Below are 19,768 nucleotides of genomic sequence, written 5' to 3' on the forward strand. Positions count from 1 at the left end.
CTTTTACGAAAAGTAAAGAGAAAAAGGGGATGTGTCATGAACAATACTGCCTTTCCTGTAGCCCATTTGCGGGACGATTCATTGAAGAAATTACAGCAGCTTGAAAAATCGCTGCGGGAGGAAACAGGAGAAGAGATTGTCCTTATTGCATACAAGCATAAGAAAAAATAATGGAGGCCTAAGGATGAAACGAAAAGTCAAGGAAAATGCAGCCAAAAACAATAACAAAACCCCAACGGAAAGCTTGCCCGAATCGGAAGGTATTGCGCAATACGCAAGCGATGAACCGATGATTCGCGGGGCTAACCGCAATTCGCAAAAAGGAATGCAAGGCGAATGAACAAGAAAAACCAAGAACATAGCTGTATGGACAATCGCAATCAAGAGGAGTTTGCCTTTGAAACAGGAGATTTCAATGCACAGCAAATACTGGCGCTAATGGCAGAAATGAAGAAGTCGAAAAAGAAAAAGTAGGGAAAGTTCCCTACTTTTTTAATGTCGATGAAAATAATGACAATGGAGCGGAGAAAATCATCGTTTGCAGCTGAATTGGGTCAAAATAAGCAATCATCACGGTCGGAGTGTAATGGATTTCTTTTGTTTCCAAGTAATGTCCAATATCGATTGAAACCAATTCCATAATCGTATGCTTAAATAAATCTTTTTCGTCTAAATGGAGAGACATAAAAGCTTCTCCTAAAATGGACGGCTGTTCAAGAAGAGAGCGATAAAGAGCAGCGCGCCGTTCTTTGTCTGTTTTTTCCTCCCACCAAGGCTTCCGCGGCTTATGCTTCTGCTTGCGCAAATAATCATACTTCATCAATGCTTCAACCACCGAAAGATCTTCACAGGCTTTTTCCTGCAAAAATTGATGAAGACGACGGAATAAATCTTCGAGCTGATGGCCGATGCGTCCCCAGCCTTGTTCATCCCAATAGGTCCCAAACTCTTGAAAGAAATCAAAAGGTGTAGAAAACGTATGGGTGACTAAGTATTCGATTGTTTCATCCATCCGATGGGCATTCCAATATTTTTCTAATACATCTTCTACTTGCTTGATGCGGATGATTTCAGCAAATGACAAAACATGATTTTTTAATACTTCATATGGTGCGTGATCCATAAATACATATCCGTATTCAGCAGCGCGCAGGCGCAATCCGGTGCCGCGCAGCATTTTTAAAAATCCTAACTGCAGCTCTTCTGGACGGAGCGCGAACACATCATTAAATGTATTTCGGAAGGAGGTGTAATCTTCCTCAGGCAATCCAGCGATTAAATCGAGATGTTGGGCAATTTTTCCTCCCTCTTTTACCATCGTTACTGTGCGAGTGAGCTTGGCGAAATTTTGTTTTCTCATCACGAGCTTATTTACTTCGTCATTGGTTGACTGAACGCCGATTTCAAATCGAAAAAGACCCGGCGGCGCATGTTGATTTAAAAACTCAATGACTTCTGGGCGCATAATGTCAGCTGTAATTTCAAATTGAAACACGGTTCCGGGAACATGCTCCTCAATAAGAAATTGAAACATGTCCATCGCATAGCTGCGGCTTATATTAAAGGTCCGATCGACAAATTTAATCGTGCGCGCCCCATGCTTCATTAAATAGCGAATATCTTCTTTCACTTTTTCCTTGTCAAAATAGCGAACACCTACTTCAATGGACGATAAACAAAACTGACAGCTGAATGGACAGCCTCTGCTTGTCTCAATATAAGTAATGCGCTTGGATAAATGCGGAATGTCCTCCGGAAAACGGAAAGGAGAAGGCATTTCCGCTAAACGGATTTTGTTTCGTTGAGGATTGATGACGATTCGTCCTTCTTGACGAAAGGCGAGTCCGTGTACCTGATTAAAATTGCGCTCTCCATTCATTTGCGCCAGAAATTGTTTAAACGTTTCTTCCCCTTCCCCGATGACAATAAAATCAAATTCGGGAACGGTTTCGAGCCACTCGCGGACATCATACGATACTTCAGGTCCGCCGACGACAATCGTAATGGTAGGATCAATTTTTTTCAGCATTTTCACGACTTTAATGGTTTCTTCAATATTCCAAATATAACAGCTAAAACCGATAATATCCGGTTTTTTTCGATAAAGATCTGTCACAATATTCATCGCCGGATCTTTAATGGTATATTCCGCAAGCTGGATGGTAAACTCTGGTTCAGCATATGCTTTTAAGTAGCGAATCGCTAAATTTGTATGGATATACTTAGCATTTAATGTCGCACAGATGATATTCATAGGCAAAAACTCCTTTATTCACAACATTCTAAGCAATGCTTACAGCTTAGCCTATCGCGACTGTTCATTAATCAATAAGAATTTCAATAGATCAGCGTTTAAGTCTCAAAACAACACTCTAATATACCACAGTTTTGTCAAAAGATAAATGAAAAAAACAAAAGCAGCATATATTGGTGATAAAAGAAAAAAGCAAATATCAGCGCAACTTGACAGTTAAAAACAAAATATCCCTTTTATTGAATATTAATAGGAATTTTTTCGAAAACAATGGAAGGAGTACCCTTTTTTATAGCGAATATAATTGAATATTATGCCGTTATGGGAGAAGGAGAGGTGCTAATGGTGAATAACAGCCTTTCTCATCGGGAAGAAGAAGATTTAATGATTAACGTCAGGTCGTTAGAAGAAGAAAATAGACGCCTGAGAGAACAGCTATGCGGATATTCCATTATTTTTGAAAGATCACTAGATGCGATCGTGATTTTTAATAAAAACGGTGAGTTTGTAGAGGTGAATGAGGCAGCGTGTCAGCTGTTTGAAATGGACAAGGGAGAACTGGTGGGGAAATCGTTTACCTTGTTTCTTGATTTGGTTCCCCCAGACATTTTAGCATTTCAGCAATCCATGTTACATAAGTTTGGCTCCTTTAGCGATGAATTGCTGATTAAGCTAGCGAACGGGAAGATCAAGCACATTGAATTTTCGATGAAAAAAGATGCATTCAACCACTTTGATTTAGCCATTATGCGTGATATTTCGGCGCGAAAAGCGCTGGAACGAGAACGAATCATCAACGAGTTTTTATTTAAGGATGTATTTAATCGCGCAGTAGACAGCATTATCATTTTCGATGAATTCGGGAGGTTTATTGATGTAAACCCCGCTTTTTGCATGAGCTTAAATTTAGAAAAAGCCAAGCTGCTGAATTTGTCCTTCCAGCAATTCGTTGCACCAGAATGCAAAGACGATTTTGTTCAGCTTTTAGTTGAACTAAAAGAAAAAGGAACGGCGAAGGGAGAACTGTCGTTTATCCGGTTTGACGGAACGGTCAAAATGTTTGAATTAACCATGACATCAAATGTATATAGCGGATTTTATATGGCGATTATGCGCGATGTCACGGAAAAGAAAAATATGGAGATTAAGCTCCAAAAAAGCGAAGAGCGATTCCGTGCGATGTTTGAACAAGCGCATGAGGCGATTTTAATTTGGAATGACTATGGACACATTGTCAATGCCAATCCTGCTGCAAGCCGAACGTTCGAACTGCCGCTCAATTTGCTCATAAGAAGAAATTTGCTTGATTTTATTGACTATCGCGACGAAAAGGCACACCATGTGTTTGAGCTTTTCCGAAAAACGGGCGAAATTCGCGATGAACTAACCTTTCATATGCCGAATGGAGAGGATAAGCAGCTTGAGTTTACGATGAAGCAGGGAGTTATTGACGGCTTCCATTTGGCTATTTTCCGCAACGTCACCGAAAGACGCAAAATGGAAAAAGAACTGCAGGAGAGCGAACAAAAATTTCGCAGCATTTTTGATCACTCGATGAATGGCATTCTGCTTTGGGGAGAGGGGTATCGTATTTTGGATGCGAACCCAATCGCTTGCGAAATTTTTCAAGCAACAAAGCAGCAATTAATTCATGAGCCGTTTGTCCACTGGGTCCCGGAAAAAGAGCAGAAGGTGTTTTATAAATTGATTAAGCAGTGTGAGCAATTTGGCAAAGCTTATGCGGAAATGACGCTGTTAACAAATAAGGGAGAGCAACGAACAGTTGAAATTTCATTAAAAAGGGAAATTATTCCTAATGTTGGTATGATGATGCTGCGGGATGTGACGGAGAGAAAAGAACTGGAGTGGCAGCTTCGTAAATCAGATACGCTTAATGTGGTGGGTGAGCTGGCAGCAGGAATTGCTCATGAGATTCGTAATCCGATGACAGCATTAAAAGGATTTATTCAGTTGTTGCAAGGCAGCATTAGCGAAGATTACTCCATGTACTTTGATGTGATTATGTCTGAGTTAAAGAGAATTGAGTCCATTATTACCGAGTTTCTTGTGCTCGCAAAACCGCAGGCCATTCAATACCAGCAAAATGATGTTTGCAAAATTATGAAAGATACAATTGATTTAATTAGCGCTCAGGCGATGATGCATAATGTGCAAATTATCCCTGACTTTGCCGAAGATTTGCCGTATATTTACTGCGAACCGAATCAGCTTAAGCAAGTATTTATCAATATCTTAAAAAATGCCATTGAAGTGATGCCAAAAGGCGGAGAAATACAGGTGCGCATTCAAAGAGTGGATCGCCAATCGATTCGCGTTTCCGTCAAGGATCAAGGATGCGGTATTCCTCAGGACAAAATAAAAAAGCTGGGTGAACCGTTTTATACGACTAAAGAACGTGGAACTGGACTCGGGCTGATGGTTAGCTATAAAATTATTGAGGAGCATCAAGGAAAAATTGATGTGGAAAGCGAAGTGGGGATAGGAACGACTTTCCATATTACGTTGCCGATTGAAAGAACAGAAAAAGAGGGAGATCATGAAGCTAGAATACAATGTTTATAGCTCCAAAGAGCTAGGAGATTTGTATATTGTCTCAGACGGGGAAGCCATTGTGAAAATCGAGCTATTTGCTGACGACTGGGAAGAATTGAGCAGCAACCACGAAATGGTGAAAAGCGATTCTGAGTTGCTGCAAACGGCACTTGAACAAATGGATGAATATTTCCGAGGAAAGCGGAAAAGATTTCAGCTTCCATTGAAATGGAAGGGTACACCGTTTCAAGAAAAGGTATGGCAAGCGCTTTGCGAGATTCCATATGGCGAAACGGTAAGCTATAGCGAGATTGCTGAGAAAATTGGAAATCCGAAAGCGGTAAGGGCGGTCGGCCAGGCGAACCGTTCTAATGAGCTTGCCATTGTAGTTCCGTGTCACCGCGTCATTGGCAAGAATCGCTCATTAACCGGCTATGCGGGAAGTCGAACAGATATAAAAGAAAAGCTGTTAAACTTAGAGCAAAGCTATGCTAGAGAATAAAAAAACTAGAAGCAAAAATCGCTTCTAGTTTTTTTATTCATGATGGAGAGTGACAATCATATTTAATGTTCCTTTTTCTACAATATTGACAGGAACAACAATCGCTTTTTGAAACCCTTTTACATTCGCTTCTCCTACAAGCAAAGTGGGAGGAGTGATGTCCATCATCATTTGCTGGCTCGATGCGTGTGTCGCCAATTGGCCAGCGATCATGTTTCCTAACTCGCATGTAAATGATTCGAGCATTTCTCCCTCTAGCATCATTCCATACATAAGTTGACTGATTTGCGCAAAAAGATCATTCGTTCCTGCGATGACTAACTGCCCATGAATTTGTCCAGTCATTCCAATCAGCACGGATAAAGATGAGCGGATTGAACTAGCATGGTATAAAGCCGGTTTTTCAATCTCAATCCCCGCTGGAATTACCGTTTTGATCGAATGAATGGCACTGTTTAATAAGTGAGTAAGAGTTGTTGCTGTCGTCATCCGCTTGTTCCCCCGTTCATAAGACAAATGCGCTAGTAATTTTATCATATCACAAAATTTCATATAAGCCGATGGGGAAACATTCCTATTTCTTTTGGAGATGTGAGAGCGCTAACGCCCCTACTAAAATCGCTCCCTTAATAATATCTTGGGCATAGTATGGGACATTCATCATGGTTAAACCGTTTAAAAGTACACCAATTAAAATGGATCCGAATAAAGTGCCGATAACGTTTGGTTTCCCTGCGCCGAATACGGAAAAGCCGATATAGGCAGCGGCCACTCCGTCCATTAAAAAGGAGGCTCCGGCAGAAACTTGTCCGGTTCCGATTCGCGAGGCAAGGACGATACCGCCAAGTGCTGCGAAAAATCCGCTAATGACATATGCATATGTTCGATAGCGATTGACTGGAATTCCCGAAAGTCGGGCAGCTTCCCGATTTTCTCCTGTCATGTAGAATAAACGGCCAGGCTTTGTATAGGTCAGAAAGAAATGGGAAGCGGCAACAATGAATAACATGAGTAATACAGAGAATGGAATGCCGCCTACTTCTCCTTGGCCGATAAATAAAAAGGACGGAATAAACTTTCCCGGCGCCGTTCCTCCGTCTGGAAGGGGCATGTCATTGTAGATGGAAAACCCTTTTGTATAAGTGAGATGCACCCCATTGATGGCATACATGGTTGCCAGTGTTGCCAGAAGATCAGGGAGCTTTAGTTTGACAATGAGCAACGAATTTAATAGGCCCACTGCTATTCCTAATAAAAGCGGAACGAGAAGAGTGACCAAAATTTCTTGTCGATATAAAACGAGAGAAGCTGCACTCGCGATTGTGGCGAGACTGACCGTTGAACCGACGGATAAATCAAAGCCGTCGACAATAAGAGAAAATGTAATGCCAATGGCTACGAGTGTTACAATCGAAATGGACCGCAAAATATCACTAAAATTTTCATACGTCAAAAAACGATCAAGCGTAATGCTGAAATAAGCAATGACAACTAGAATGGCAAGCAATGTTCCGTGTTTATATAGAAAATTAAGAGGAGATCGCTTTACGGTTGAAAGCGTTGTTGTTTGTACTTGTGCCATTTTCTTCGCCACCTCCGCTGCTGTAATAGATCAGTTGTTCATATGTTGCTTCCTCTGCTGTAAAACGCTGTACAAGCTGTCCATCAACCATGACATAGATTGTATCAGCGATATCGAGCAGCTCTTGAAATTCATTGGTTAAATATAGAACGGCTTTCCCTTGCTCGGCCAGGGAGCGAATAATCGCAAATACCTCTGCTTTTGCGCTCACATCAATGCCTTTTGTTGGTTCATCAAAAATAAAAACCTCGCCGCCTGTTTGTAGCCATTTGCCAATGACAATTTTTTGCTGATTGCCGCCGCTTAGTTGCTTGACGATGGCTTGCTGGGAGGAAGGCTGGATATGGAGTGTATCGATGAGCTGCTGAGCCCTTTCTTTCTCCTGTTTTCTAGAAATCCATTGCCATTTTGCTAGTGATGATAGTAAACGGACAGTTAAATTGGTGCGAGTCGTTTCGCTCATAAAGAGTCCTTGCTTTCGCCGTTCTTCAGGAATAAAGCACATGCCGGCAGCAATCGCTTCTTTTGGTGAAGAAAACGTATGACGCTTTCCATGAATCAACCATTCCCCGGTTGTTTTCGTATGGGCAAATAGGCTTTCGGCTAGCTCTGTTTTTCCTGCCCCCACCAATCCGGCAATTCCGACAATTTCCCCTTTGCGAATTTGCAGATCAATCATCGTGTTTGTTTTCGGAATTTGCAATTGCTTGACTTCAAAAAGGATGTCCTCGCCGTATGTGCGTCGCTCTCTTTCTTTTCGTTGCTGAGTCCGTCCAACCATATGATAAATCATCTCTTCGATTGACAGCTGGGCAGCATCACCTTGATGGACGACGGAACCATCGCGCAGGATGGTTACCTGATCGCAAATTTCCTTCACCTCTTTGAGCTTATGAGAAATATAGATAAAGGAAACGCCTTGATTTTTTAATTGTTTCATAATCGAAAAAAGGCGTTTTGTTTCTACCTCGCTTAAGGCGGCTGTCGGTTCATCCAGAATAATGTAACGGGCAGAAGAGAAAAGCACTTTCGCTAGTACAATAAGCTGTTTTTCATGCAGCGTACACTCGTGAATCCGTTTATCAAGCGGAAGCGATAGCCCGATTTGCTGCAGTACTTGGGCTGCCCGCTGCTTTTGCTTTTTCCATGAAAGGAATGGATGGCGGGCGGCATGGACCAAATCATCAGCCACAATATTTTCATAGACTGTTAAAAAGGGGAATAGCGCTGTGTCGACTTCTTGAACCACTAAGCCAATGCCGGCCTTCTTGGCGGCCGCCGGATTTGGAAAGTTGACGTCTGTGCCGTCGATCGTGATAGTTCCCTCATTGGGTTGAAGATCTCCAGCTAAAATTTTCATTAATGTACTTTTTCCGGCTCCATTCATTCCTAAAAGGGCGTGAACTTCCCCTTTCTTTACATGGAAATTCACGCCATTTAATACGGTCACGCGATCGAACGATTTATAAATATTGTTCATGAAAAGCCCGCTCATTTTGTTTTCCCCTGTTCTTCTAATGTTTTCATCCATGGAGAGAGGGCGACGTTGGATTGACCCCAGCCAGTAATGTATTGATGCAGATCTCCCATTGTTACTTGCTGATTAGGCAAGTCTGTCTTTTTCACCAGATGTGGCTCGAGAGAATAAATACTTGGCGTTTTCTCACCTGCAATTTTTTGATAAGCAAACCGTACTTGGACTCGGCCGACTTCGGCAGGGTCAGTCGCGGTTGTTGCTACCCATGGGCTGTCTGGCTGCTGAATCATTTGCAAATCTTCATCGCTTAAATCAATGCCGTATACTTTGATTTCGGTACGGCCCGCCTGTTGAATGGCTCGTGTGGCTCCTTTCGCAAATTCGTCCCATGTAGCGAATACAGCATCGATATCGCCTTTGTTCGGATATTTTTTCAAAATCGCTTCCATTTGCGTTTGTGTGTCTAATGCTGTATTAGAGCTGGCATTGCCGAATTTAGCAATTTCTTTAATGCTTGGATACCGTTTTTTAAATGCGTCATAAATGACATAACGCCGTTCCATTGGTGTAAAACCACCGACCCAGATGGTAACAATTTTTCCTTCGCCATTTAAATCTTCTGCTAATGTTTTTAATGTTTTCCAAGCAAGGCTATAGTCATCTTGGTCAATGACGGTTACGCCGGGAATATTTAAGTCGTTGTCAAAAGCGACGACAGGAATGCCTTTGGCCACCGCTTTTTCAACCGGCCCTTTTAATGCGTCGGCTCGTCCGTGGTCCAAAAGGATGGCATCGACATTTTGCGTGATCGCGGTTTCTACATATGAAGCCATTTTCGTTAAGTCGTTATCAGCATTGTAAACTTGTACTTCTCCGCCAAATTTCTGCACTTGATCTTTTACGCCAGCAATATATTGAGAGGAGAAGGTACCGATCGAAAATTGCATAATGGCCGCAATTTTAATGGGTTTTTTTAATTGATTTGGAATAGCGGCCTGCTCAGCGGAAGCGGATTCATTGGCTGTATTGTTCGTCGCCTTCTGTTCCGTGTTTTCTTGTTTAGCCGCTGGTTTAGAGCTTACAGCATCTTGTTCATTGGTGCAGCCTCCGAGCATGATGCCGAATAACAATAGGATTGCCAACAAAAATGTTTGTCGTTTTTTCATCGCTTGATTTCCTCCTTAAACAAAGCTGTCAGCACGCTTTCATAATGGCCGCTTATGATTCCTTTTTCAGTAATAATGGCTGTAATCAGCTCGTGAGGCGTCACATCAAAAGCAGGATTGTATACTTTTACTCCAGGAGGAGCGATTCGTGTTCCTGCCAGCTCGGTTATTTCTTCAGACGGACGCTCTTCAATCGGAATATCTGCCCCTGTCTTAGTCGATAAATCAATAGTGGACAGGGGAGCCGCTACATAAAAAGGAATGTTGAATGCTTTAGCGAGCAATGCCAAGCCAAATGTACCGATTTTATTGGCGGTATCTCCGTTTGCGGCAATGCGGTCAGCACCGACGATGACAGCTGTGATGTCTTTTGTCTTTATAGTTTGTGCTGCCATATTATCAGTGATCAGCGTTACATCAACGCCTGCTTGCATGAGCTCCCATGTCGTCAGCCGCGCTCCTTGCAAAATGGGTCTTGTTTCGCAAGCATAGACATGCAGACGAATTCCGCGTTCTTTTGCCAAATAAAGGGGAGCAAGCGCGGTACCATACCGAGCCGTAGCGATTGATCCAGCGTTGCAGATGGTTAAAATGCGATCTCCCTCTTGAAAAAGAGAAAGGGCATGTTCACCGATGGAGCGGCATGTGTTCTCATCATCGCTTTGAATACGGATTGCCTCATGAACCAATGCTTTTTTGGCATCGGCGACAGACGAAACGTTCGCAATGCTGGCCATCAAGCGGTCGAGCGCCCAAAATAAATTGACGGCTGTCGGTCTGGCACTTGCCAAATAATCACGATCCTTTTTCAGAAGGTTGCGAAAATCTTCGAGAGAATTCGTTTGATAGCTGTGTGCCGCTAAAGCAAGACCGTATGCAGCTGTGATGCCAATCGCTGGAGCACCGCGAACCTTCAATGTGGCAATTGCATCCCACACAGATTGAATATCTTTTAATTCTAAATATTCAGTCTCATTTGGAAGCTTTTGCTGATTTAAAATGGTCAAATGTGTGTGATTCCATTCAACAGAACGCGGAATGGAGAGCAATGAATCCATATTCTTCTTCCTTTCGTTTAATGAGTGGCAGCAAATGTTTGAAAGAACAAAGAGCGTATTTGTTGCACTTCATGGATCGTCTGGCGATGTAAAATCAGTTGTCGCCCGAGCTGAAGGGCAAGCTGTTTGGCATGGATGCGCGTAGGTTGATCTTCGATTCCGTCAAGATCGGCGACATGGGCTAAGCCGATCGTGCGCCGGATGATTTCACAACCAGCAAAACCGACCGCATCGATGAGCGTTTGCTGCCGCACGTCTTGCAACAATCCTTCAGTTTTTGCATACGGTTCTACATTATGCTGTTCCCAAAGGGCAGCAAACGTGTGCGTAAATACATTCCATGTTTTTTCGATGTGAGCCAATAGCGGCTCATGTTCTGAACGGGACAACGCATTTAGGAGTAAATTGGCAAAAAATTGGCCGATATCAAACCCGAATGGGCCGTAAAACGCAAACTCAGGATCAATGACTTTTGTTTCTGTGTCGCTTGCAAAAATGCTTCCAGTATGTAAATCCCCATGAATGAGCGCATCGGCTTCCGTTAAAAATTTCCGCTTGAGTTTTGCTACTTCAAGATGAAGCGCATCGTCATTCCAAAGAGCCTCTACGTCACGGCGCAACTCCTCTTCAAAATTATTCGTTTCATGGTCGAAAAACGGATCAGTAAAGACGAGATCTTCGGTAATTTTACATAACTCTGGATTGATGAAATTTTGCTGCAGCTGTTTTTTCTGCTGCTGGTTCATGCCAAAGTCCGATGTGTAAAATAACGTTTTAGCGATAAACTCTCCAATGTGCTGGGAAAGAAGCGGATATGTTTTTCCAGCAATGAATCCTTTTCGAGCAATTTGCAGATGCGATAAATCCTCCATCACGGTAATCGCTAATGACTCATCTGAGTAGTATACCTTTGGCACGTATTGCGGAACGTAGTCGGCAAACGTGCGCAACGCATTGCTTTCAATGACAGCCCGCTTAAGCGTAAGCGGCCAGCTTTCACCGACCACTTTTGCATATGGTAGCGCTTGTTTAATAATGACTCCTTTCTTTGTTTGGGGATCGAATACATGGAACACAAGATTTAAGTTACCATCGCCAATTTCTTGACAAATGAATGGTGTTCCTTCCGGAAATAAGCCTAATCGAGCAGCAAGTGCAACCGCTCCCGATTCCGTTAAAGGCTCGTAGACGGATTGTTTAGAATGTGTCATCATTTGTACCCTCCTTATCATTCACTCAATCAATGAAACAATGAAAAAACCTCCTTCGCTTTTCGAAAGAGGTTTGAAGTCGGCTTCTCCCCTCTTATCTCTCAGCGTGTTGCTGCAAGAATTAGCACCGTGCTTAACGTTGGTTAAGTCGGTTGCCGGGCTTCATCGGGCTCGTCCCTCCACCTGCTCTTGATAAGAGTTTGTTCGGTTTTATTCGAATGTTTTTAACAATGCAAAACTTTTTTCAATTCGCTTGATTCGAATCATACATTCGATTTGCCAGTTTTGTCAACTGTTTTTTTGAAAATTTTTTTCGGCCGAAATATAGTGCTCAGGTCGGCGGTCTTGGAAAATAGGAATTTGCTTTCGAACTTCTTTCACTTTTGACAGCTGGATTTCGGCCATAAGAGAGCATGGATGTTCATCGGCTTCGGCGAGGATGACTCCCCATGGATCAATGACAAGTGAATGGCCGGCAAATTGATTGTTCGGATCTTTTCCAGCACGATTGCAGGCGATTACATAGCATTGATTTTCAATCGCGCGCGCTTGCAAAAGGGTTCGCCAATGTTCAAGGCGGGGCTGTGGCCATTCGGCGACCACAAACAATAACTCTGCGCCTTGGGTTGTATGGGCGCGAATCCATTCAGGAAAGCGAATGTCATAGCAAATGACTCCCGCGCACAACGTTTGCTCCAAGGTAAATAAGCCGCTCGATTCACCGGATTGTAAATACAAATGCTCATCCATGAGCTGAAAGAGATGGAGCTTGCTATATTCTCCTACAATGTCGCCGTCTCGATTGACGATGTACATGGTATTGGTGATGCCGGCAGCGGTTTTTTTGGCAATGGAGCCAGCAACAATACAGACGTTGTGCAGGCGTGCGAGCTTGCTAATAAACGATTTGGTATCAGCGCCATTCTCATCAGCAATGTCGTCAAGGCGTGCGAGATCGTATCCGGTTGTCCATAGTTCAGGAAGGACGATGACGTCAACAGAGCTTTGACAAACTTTTTCGATCTCTTGTTGAACGTGGCGTTTATTTTCCGCAGGATTTCCGAAAGCAATATCGAGCTGAAGACAAGCAATTTTTAATGTCATAATTGTTCACCCCAAAAAAATGTCTTTACAATTTAATTTTTACGATATATGATGTTTGACTAGAATTTCAAGAATTTTTTGAGTAGGTGAAGCAATTGAAATCATTTGTCCAATCCGAGTTGTTGCAAAGTCTTCCGAAGCAGTTTTTTGCTTCGCTTGTCGACAAAGTGGGAAAAGTGGTGGCTCAAGGACATGATGTGATTAATCTTGGTCAAGGAAATCCTGATCAACAGACGCCTCCGCATATCGTAGAAGCGCTGCAAAAAGCGGCGGCTAATCCAAAATACCATAAGTATTCTCCGTTTCGTGGCTATTCGTTTTTAAAAGAGGCGGTGGCTGCTTTCTATCAGCGCGAATATGGCGTTACGGTTGATCCTGAGAGAGAGGTAGCTGTCTTATTCGGTGGAAAGGCAGGGCTTGTGGAAATTCCGCAGTGCTTATTAAATCCGGGCGATGTTGTGCTTGTGCCGGATCCCGGATACCCTGATTATTGGTCGGGAGTGGCATTAGCGCGTGCAAAAATGGAAATGATGCCGCTTTATAGCGAAAACGGCTTTTTGCCTGATTATCGTCAATTGGATGAAAAGGTGGTTGAGAAAGCCAAGCTGATGTTTTTAAATTATCCTAATAACCCGACGGGGGCTGTAGCGACAGACTCGTTTTTTGCAGAGACCGTTTCATTTGCACAAAAGCATGGAATTTGCGTTGTCCATGACTTTGCTTATGGTGCGATTGGATTTGACGGGCAAAAACCGATCAGCTTTTTGCAGACGGAAGGAGCCAAGGATGTCGGTATTGAAATTTATACATTTTCCAAAACGTATAATATGGCTGGCTGGCGCATAGGTTTTGCGATTGGCAATGAAAGTGTGATTGCTGCGATCAATCTTTTGCAAGACCACTTATATGTCAGCTTGTTTGGTGCGATTCAGGAAGCGGCAGCGGTTGCGCTGCTTGAGTCACAGCAATGCGTGACGGAGTTGGTAGCGTTGTATGAATCACGGCGCAATGCGTTCATTGGAGCTTTACAGGAAATTGGTTGGAACGTAAGTGCTCCAGCCGGCTCCTTTTTTGCTTGGCTGCCGGTACCAAAGGGCTGGACTTCGGAACGCTTTGCTGATTTATTGCTTGAGCAGGCGCACGTTGTGGTGGCGCCTGGGATTGGATTTGGCGAGCACGGGGAAGGATATGTGCGCGTCGGGCTGTTGACAAGCGAAGAACGTTTGACAGAAGCGGCACGGCGCATCGCTAAGCTCGATCTTTTTCAGCAAGCGGTAAAAAAATAATTGACAATCTGCATGATCCCTGTCATAATTCGAATTAAATTTGCAAAACGAAAATTTCAAAAAAATGAATAGAAGCTGTCATTCTTATCAAGAGCAGGTGGAGGGACGAGCCCAATGAAGCCCGGCAACCGACTTAACCAACGTTAAGCACGGTGCTAATTCTTGCAGCATTATGCTGAGAGATAAGAAGAGTTGAAACCAAAGCCTCTTCTTATGGAAGAGGTTTTTTTATTGGAATGGGAGGGATGAGAATGAGCCAAGTCATCGCCACGTATCTGCTTTATGATGAGGCTGATTTGGAGAAGAAGGCAGAGAAAATCGCGCTTGGCTTAACGATCGGTTCATGGACTGAACTGCCGTTTTTGGAAAAAGAACAACTGCGTAAACATAAAGGAACGGTTGTGCATGTGCAACCGTTTGAAGAAAGCGAACGTGCCAATCAATATTTCGGAAAACGTTTGAAGCGGGGAATGGTCAAGATCGCTTACCCAAGTGCCAACTTCAGCGCCGATTTGCCCGCTGTTTTGACGACGGTGTTTGGGAAATTGTCATTAGATGGCGCGATTAAGCTGATCGATTTAGAGTTTTCTGATGATCTAAAGAAAGCATTTCCCGGTCCTCGCTTCGGCATTAAGGGAATTCGCGCAAAGCTGGATGTTTATGGCCGCCCGCTGTTAATGAGCATTTTTAAAGGTGTGATCGGGCGCGATTTGTCCTATTTATCCAAGCAGCTGAGACAGCAGGCGCTTGGAGGAGTAGATCTTGTCAAGGATGATGAAATTTTATTTGAAAATGAACAGGCACCATTCGAAAAGCGAATTGCGGAAGGAAAAAAAGTCTTGCAGCACGTATATGAAGAGACAGGGCATAGAACGCTTTATGCGGTGAATCTTTCGGGAAAAACGTTTGAGTTAAAAGAGAAAGCGAAGCGAGCGGCGGAGCTTGGCGCCGATTTGCTGCTGTTCAACGTGTTCGCGTACGGGCTGGATGTATTGCAAGAATTGCGGGAGGATGAGGAGATTTCCATTCCGATTATGGCGCATCCGGCGTTTAGCGGGGCGTTGACCCCGTCGGAATTTTACGGTGTAAGCCATCCTTTGTTGCTTGGCAAGCTCGTTCGCATGGCAGGGGCCGATTTTTCCTTGTTCCCGTCTCCATATGGAAACGTCGCTTTGGCCAAGGAAGAAGCAAATGGCATTGCCTATGAATTAACGAAGGAAGATGTATTTTTACAGACGTTTCCTGTTCCGTCTGCCGGCATTCATCCAGGGCTGGTTCCGCTTCTTATCCGCGATTTTGGCATCGACATCGTCATTAATGCAGGAGGCGGAGTGCATGGACACCCAGAGGGAGCGGCAGGAGGAGGAAGGGCATTTAGCGCCGCAATCGCGGCAGTATTAGCCGGAAAGCCTTTAAGTGAGGCGGCAAAGGAAAACCATTCATTGCAAAAAGCAATGGCTTTATGGGGCACTCAAGAGGTGAAAGTATGACGAAACCGATTATTTTTTGTGATTTCGATGGCACGATTACGAATAATGACAACATTATAGCGATTATGAAGCAATTTGCTCCGCCGCAATGGGAAAGCATCAAAGAGGATGTGCTCGCGCAACGCTGCTCTGTTCAAGATGGCGTCGGAGCGATGTTTTCGCTTCTTCCTTCCCGGCTAAAAGAAGAGATTACGAATTTTATTTTAGGGACTGCCCAAATTCGCGATGGTTTTCGTGAATTTGTCTCCTTTACAAAGGAGCGAGGCATTCCGCTCTATGTCGTTAGCGGCGGAATCGATTTTTTCGTTTATCCGCTTTTAGAAGGACTTATTGGAAAAGACGCGATTTTTTGCAATGGTTCGGATTTTAGCGGGGAAACGATTCGCATTACATGGCCGTATGCGTGTGATGACCATTGCCGTAACGGCTGCGGCTGCTGCAAGCCGTCGTTGCTGAGAAAGCTAGCAACATCAGAGGCAACGAAGATCGTCATCGGTGATTCCGTTACGGATTTAGCGGTCGCCCAGCTTGCCGATCACGTGATCGCCCGTGATTTTCTGTTGCAAAAATGTGCGGAGCTGGACCTTGCTCATACGCCGTTTACGACGTTCTATGATGTCATGGAATCTTTGAAAAGGATGGAGGTGAGCGCATGAGCGATTTATTGAAGAAATGGGCAGAGCTTGCTGATGTCAAAGCAGAACTGGCTTCCCGCGATTGGTTTTTGGGAACAAGCGGGAATCTATCGATCAAGGTGGCTGATCAGCCGCTGACCTTTTTCGTTACAGCCAGCGGAAAAGATAAACGAAAGCAAACAAATGATGATTTTCTTCTTGTCGACGCTTTGGGCAATCCGGCTGAGCCGACCCATTTAAAGCCATCGGCTGAAACCTTGCTGCATGTGGAAATTTACAATAAAACGAACGCTGGCTGTGTGCTTCATGTTCATACGATTGATAATAACGTCGTCTCTGAACTGTATGGGGATGATGGGGAAGTCATTTTTACCGGTCAAGAAATGATTAAAGCGTTTGGTCTTTGGGAGGAAGATGCGGTTTTCCGCATTCCGATTATTCGGAATCATGCGCATATTCCGACGCTTGCCGCTGAGTTTTCGAAGCACCTCTCGGCAGATAGCGGAGCGGTGCTGATTCGCAACCACGGTATTACCGTATGGGGAAGAAGCTCCTTTGAAGCGAAAAAGTTTTTAGAAGCGTGCGAGTTTTTGTTTAGCTATCATGTTAAGCTGCTTATGCTAAAAGGTCACAAAGTATTCACTTCATAGATTTTAAAATGATAATGGAGGGATGAAAAATGGCAGTTATTAAAATTAGAAACACGGGTGAATGGATCAAAGGTCATGAGAATGTAGGGAGCTTTTTAGAAAAGCAAGGCGTTCTGTATGAACATTGGGATGTTAGCAAGCTGCCAAGTCACTTAAAAGAAACGTTTGTTTTGAGTGACGAGGAAAAAGAGGAAATTTTAGCGATTTTTAAAGATGATATTGAGGATTTAGCAGCAAGAAGAGGCTATAAAGCGTGGGATGTTGTCGCTTTATCAGATGCTACTCCGAATTTAGAGGAATTATTGAAGAAATTTGAACAAGTGCATATCCATACGGAGGATGAAGTACGCGCCATCGTCGCGGGACACGGCATTTTCATTATTAAAGGCGACGAACAAACAGGATATTTTGAAGTGCAGCTGGAAGCTGGCGATGTTATTTCCGTTCCAGAAGGAAATCCGCATTTCTTCACATTAATGGAAGACCGCCAAGTGGTAGCTGTTCGTTTGTTTATTGATCCATCTGGCTGGGTTGCCCATCCTTATGAGGAAAAAGAAGAAGCTGTTCAATAACCAAAAAGCGCAGGAATCTTAAGCGATTCTTGCGCTTTTTGATGGATGGAATCGATTCGATTCGCCGAGAGGTTTTCTAGCACTGAAACGAATGGCAGAAGAACGTACGGAATGGACGGCGTAGATCGGGGCGTTTCATTGACAAAGAGAGGATTTTTCGCTACAATGGCTTCGAATTCGACCGATAAAGGATTTGATGACAAGTGGCGGATAGAGAGGAAATTTTGCAATCATTAAAGCTATTTATTGTGCTGTCAAGAGCGTACCGTGCTGTTAATGATCAAGTAAATAAATCCATTCAGTCGTTCGGCGTGAACCCTACGGAGTTTGCTGTGTTGGAATTGCTATATCATAAGGGGGATCAGCCATTGCAGCAAATTGGCGGGAAAATTTTACTGGCAAGCGGCAGCATCACATATGTTGTCGATAAATTAGAGCAAAAAGGGCTGATTATGCGCAAAGCATGTGAAAAGGATCGCCGTGTAACTTATGCTTCGATTACGGATAAAGGAAAAGCTTTTATTGAAAAGGTATTTCCGGAGCATGAACAAACGATCCATGAAACACTTTCCGGATTAACGACTGAAGAGAAAGAACAGGTTATTGAATTATTGAAAAAAATGGGATACGGTGCGAAACAGCAATAAGTACGGATGGTGAAAGCGCCAGCGGATCAAAGATTCGCTGGCGCTTTTTTATAATGGGTGGCAGGCGCGCGTTCTTTTTTGATAAAGAGAGAGGAGGGACTATAGATAAAAGATAAAGAGAGGGAGAAACCCCTCTTTTTTGGATTAAGCTGACAGTCTTTTTTTCGCGTTTTTTTCTTTGTCTACTGCTTTTTTTACAAGCGGATAAAAAATGATGCCGCTTGCGAGCAACGCAACGCCAAGCATAAAGGTTTTGATGTCAGATGTTCCCGCGATAATGACCCAAATGGAATAAATAGTGGCCAGTGCTGCAATGACTCCATCCGTGATTCGCTGCTTTGTATTGGTTTCATATGTCTCTCCTGTCCATGTGAGCTTGAGCTGAAAGACAGAAGCGATAAAGTAAGGAACAAGATAAGCGAGTGTCGCAATATAAATGACAAAATCAAATGCAGCTGACATCGAATGAGAGATCGTTGAGAAAATGAAAATTTGCGCTAATCCATTTGACAAAACTAAAGCGAGTTTCGGCATTCCTTTTTTGTTTTCTTTTAAGAAGGCAGGGATAAATAATCCTTGCTTCGCGGCTTGATATGGAACTTCCGCGCTTAATAGCACCCAGCCGAGCGTCGAGCCAAGAAGGCTGATGAGGCCAAGTCCAGCTAAGATGTATGCGCCGCTTGGTCCTAAAATGGTTTGAATCGCATCCACTAAAGGCTTCTCTGAATGAATCAACTGTTTTTGCGGAAGCAAGCCCATTACAAGCACACTTATGCCAATGTAAATGATGAGAGCAATCAGCAAACCAAGAATGGTTGCCCGTTTGACATCTGTTTGCTTGCGTGCACGTGAAGCGAACACAATCGCAGATTCCACTCCGACAAATGCCCATAATGTCGCAACGGCCGCGCCGGTCACTTGCCCGAACAGGCTAACGGAATGGCCTGCTTCATCGTAACGCGGAGCGACGATAGAGCCGATGTTGCTTTTATCAAATGCAAATAAGCTTATGGCAATAAATAAAAAGAAGCCGAGTACCTTTGCCGAAGTGGCTATGAAATTTAGTTTTCCGGCTCCCTCGATGCCGCGCAAAATAATAAAGTGCATTCCCCATAACAGAGCGGTACAAACCATAAATGTAAGGAGGTTGCCGAGTTTGATCGGTGTAGCGCCTACCATAAATACGGTTTGTTTGCTTGTTAAAATCGGAAAGAATGTGGATAAATAACTCGTAAATGTCGTAATAATGGCCACGTTTCCAGCAAAATTTCCAATCCAATAGCCCCAGGAAGACATAAATCCCGATAAAACCGAGGCGTTTGATCTCTTTGGAAACAATTCCTTCGCGTAAATTTGCGGCCCGCCATTTAATTCAGGCTTGCGAATCGCTAAATTGCCAAAGACAAGAGCGGTCATTAGCACTCCGCCACCTGTTAATAGCCAAGCTAAAATGACCCCTAAAGGGCTCGCGGCTTCTGAAAGTGAACGAGGAAGCATAAAAATTCCTGATCCAACCATATTCCCAACGACAAGCGCCGTTAATACCCAGAGACCTAGTTTATTTTGCTGCAATATAACCCC

Annotated in this window: 20 protein-coding genes and 2 riboswitches; of the genes, 11 read left to right on the plus strand and 9 right to left on the minus strand. The window is 43.6% G+C overall.

Going from position 1 to position 19,768, the window contains the following annotated elements:
* Positions 1–36 precede the first annotated feature (36 nt).
* The 3 genes from GRQ40_RS18720 to GRQ40_RS18285 are packed head-to-tail and all read left to right on the plus strand — an operon-like array spanning position 37 to position 474.
* Positions 37–171, plus strand: a complete 135-nt coding sequence (locus GRQ40_RS18720; RefSeq protein WP_255357493.1) for a hypothetical protein — start codon at positions 37–39, stop codon at positions 169–171.
* 13 nt (positions 172–184) lie between these two features.
* Complete coding sequence (locus GRQ40_RS18280; RefSeq protein WP_201295979.1) at positions 185–340, plus strand: hypothetical protein; 156 nt, start codon at positions 185–187, stop codon at positions 338–340.
* Positions 337–474 carry a hypothetical protein gene (locus GRQ40_RS18285; protein WP_201295980.1) on the plus strand — a complete coding sequence of 46 codons (138 nt, stop codon included), beginning with the start codon at positions 337–339 and terminating at the stop codon, positions 472–474. The genes GRQ40_RS18280 and GRQ40_RS18285 overlap by 4 nt, the downstream gene beginning before the upstream one ends.
* Before the next feature lie 10 nt (positions 475–484).
* On the opposite strand, the gene GRQ40_RS05455 is transcribed toward GRQ40_RS18285, so the two are convergent.
* Positions 485–2,254, minus strand: coding sequence for a B12-binding domain-containing radical SAM protein (locus GRQ40_RS05455; protein ID WP_159719536.1), 1,770 nt, complete (start codon positions 2,252–2,254; stop codon positions 485–487).
* A 345-nt stretch (positions 2,255–2,599) separates the two neighbouring features.
* Here GRQ40_RS05455 and GRQ40_RS05460 point away from each other — a divergent pair, with 345 nt between their 5' ends.
* Positions 2,600–4,837: a PAS domain-containing sensor histidine kinase gene (locus GRQ40_RS05460; protein ID WP_159720791.1), complete on the plus strand. Its 2,238-nt coding sequence runs from the start codon at positions 2,600–2,602 to the stop codon at positions 4,835–4,837.
* Positions 4,812–5,309 (plus strand): methylated-DNA--[protein]-cysteine S-methyltransferase, encoded by a 498-nt coding sequence (locus tag GRQ40_RS05465; RefSeq protein ID WP_044746728.1) that lies wholly within the window; start codon positions 4,812–4,814, stop codon positions 5,307–5,309. The genes GRQ40_RS05460 and GRQ40_RS05465 overlap by 26 nt, the downstream gene beginning before the upstream one ends.
* A 33-nt stretch (positions 5,310–5,342) precedes the next feature.
* Here GRQ40_RS05465 and GRQ40_RS05470 read toward each other — a convergent pair whose 3' ends face one another.
* From GRQ40_RS05470 to GRQ40_RS05500, 7 genes are all read right to left on the minus strand, one after another.
* Complete coding sequence (locus GRQ40_RS05470) at positions 5,343–5,798, minus strand: chemotaxis protein CheX (RefSeq protein WP_066146924.1); 456 nt, start codon at positions 5,796–5,798, stop codon at positions 5,343–5,345.
* A gap of 85 nt (positions 5,799–5,883) precedes the next feature.
* Positions 5,884–6,891, minus strand: a complete 1,008-nt coding sequence (locus tag GRQ40_RS05475; protein WP_066146926.1) for an ABC transporter permease — start codon at positions 6,889–6,891, stop codon at positions 5,884–5,886.
* Positions 6,839–8,386, minus strand: a complete 1,548-nt coding sequence (locus tag GRQ40_RS05480) for a sugar ABC transporter ATP-binding protein (RefSeq protein ID WP_080862836.1) — start codon at positions 8,384–8,386, stop codon at positions 6,839–6,841. The genes GRQ40_RS05475 and GRQ40_RS05480 overlap by 53 nt, the downstream gene beginning before the upstream one ends.
* Positions 8,383–9,534, minus strand: coding sequence for a sugar ABC transporter substrate-binding protein (locus GRQ40_RS05485; protein WP_159719537.1), 1,152 nt, complete (start codon positions 9,532–9,534; stop codon positions 8,383–8,385). Before GRQ40_RS05485 ends, GRQ40_RS05480 begins: the two co-directional genes overlap by 4 nt.
* A complete protein-coding gene (gene mtnA, locus GRQ40_RS05490; RefSeq protein WP_159719538.1) occupies positions 9,531–10,592 on the minus strand; it encodes an S-methyl-5-thioribose-1-phosphate isomerase in 1,062 nt (353 codons plus the stop codon). Before mtnA ends, GRQ40_RS05485 begins: the two co-directional genes overlap by 4 nt.
* A 17-nt stretch (positions 10,593–10,609) precedes the next feature.
* Complete coding sequence (gene mtnK / locus GRQ40_RS05495; protein WP_159720793.1) at positions 10,610–11,803, minus strand: S-methyl-5-thioribose kinase; 1,194 nt, start codon at positions 11,801–11,803, stop codon at positions 10,610–10,612.
* A 91-nt stretch (positions 11,804–11,894) separates the two neighbouring features.
* Positions 11,895–12,002, minus strand: a riboswitch (SAM riboswitch).
* An 89-nt stretch (positions 12,003–12,091) separates the two neighbouring features.
* Positions 12,092–12,907, minus strand: a complete 816-nt coding sequence (locus GRQ40_RS05500; RefSeq protein WP_159719539.1) for a carbon-nitrogen family hydrolase — start codon at positions 12,905–12,907, stop codon at positions 12,092–12,094.
* A 95-nt stretch (positions 12,908–13,002) separates the two neighbouring features.
* On the opposite strand from GRQ40_RS05500, the gene GRQ40_RS05505 reads away from it, so the two are divergent.
* The 6 genes from GRQ40_RS05505 to GRQ40_RS05530 all read left to right on the plus strand — a co-directional run bounded on the left by GRQ40_RS05505 (position 13,003) and on the right by GRQ40_RS05530 (position 18,187).
* Positions 13,003–14,193, plus strand: a complete 1,191-nt coding sequence (locus tag GRQ40_RS05505; protein ID WP_159719540.1) for a pyridoxal phosphate-dependent aminotransferase — start codon at positions 13,003–13,005, stop codon at positions 14,191–14,193.
* Between the two features lie 81 nt (positions 14,194–14,274).
* Positions 14,275–14,382: riboswitch (SAM riboswitch) on the plus strand.
* A gap of 62 nt (positions 14,383–14,444) precedes the next feature.
* Positions 14,445–15,683 carry a 2,3-diketo-5-methylthiopentyl-1-phosphate enolase gene (gene mtnW, locus GRQ40_RS05510; RefSeq protein WP_159719541.1) on the plus strand — a complete coding sequence of 413 codons (1,239 nt, stop codon included), beginning with the start codon at positions 14,445–14,447 and terminating at the stop codon, positions 15,681–15,683.
* A complete protein-coding gene (locus GRQ40_RS05515; RefSeq protein WP_159719542.1) occupies positions 15,680–16,339 on the plus strand; it encodes a 2-hydroxy-3-keto-5-methylthiopentenyl-1-phosphate phosphatase in 660 nt (219 codons plus the stop codon). Before mtnW ends, GRQ40_RS05515 begins: the two co-directional genes overlap by 4 nt.
* Positions 16,336–16,968 (plus strand): methylthioribulose 1-phosphate dehydratase, encoded by a 633-nt coding sequence (locus GRQ40_RS05520; protein ID WP_159719543.1) that lies wholly within the window; start codon positions 16,336–16,338, stop codon positions 16,966–16,968. Before GRQ40_RS05515 ends, GRQ40_RS05520 begins: the two co-directional genes overlap by 4 nt.
* A gap of 29 nt (positions 16,969–16,997) precedes the next feature.
* Entirely contained in the window at positions 16,998–17,540 is a 543-nt protein-coding gene (locus GRQ40_RS05525; RefSeq protein WP_066146944.1) for a 1,2-dihydroxy-3-keto-5-methylthiopentene dioxygenase, read from the plus strand.
* Between the two features lie 203 nt (positions 17,541–17,743).
* On the plus strand, positions 17,744–18,187 hold the full coding sequence (locus GRQ40_RS05530) for a MarR family winged helix-turn-helix transcriptional regulator (protein WP_044746716.1): 444 nt from the start codon (positions 17,744–17,746) through the stop codon (positions 18,185–18,187).
* Between the two features lie 144 nt (positions 18,188–18,331).
* Here the strand turns inward: GRQ40_RS05530 and GRQ40_RS05535 are convergent, their stop codons facing one another.
* Positions 18,332–19,759: an amino acid permease gene (locus GRQ40_RS05535; RefSeq protein WP_159719544.1), complete on the minus strand. Its 1,428-nt coding sequence runs from the start codon at positions 19,757–19,759 to the stop codon at positions 18,332–18,334.
* Between the last annotated feature and the right edge of the window lie 9 nt (positions 19,760–19,768).

The sequence above is a fragment of the Anoxybacillus sp. PDR2 genome (assembly GCF_009834045.1).
Classification (GTDB): domain Bacteria; phylum Bacillota; class Bacilli; order Bacillales; family Anoxybacillaceae; genus Anoxybacteroides; species Anoxybacteroides rupiense.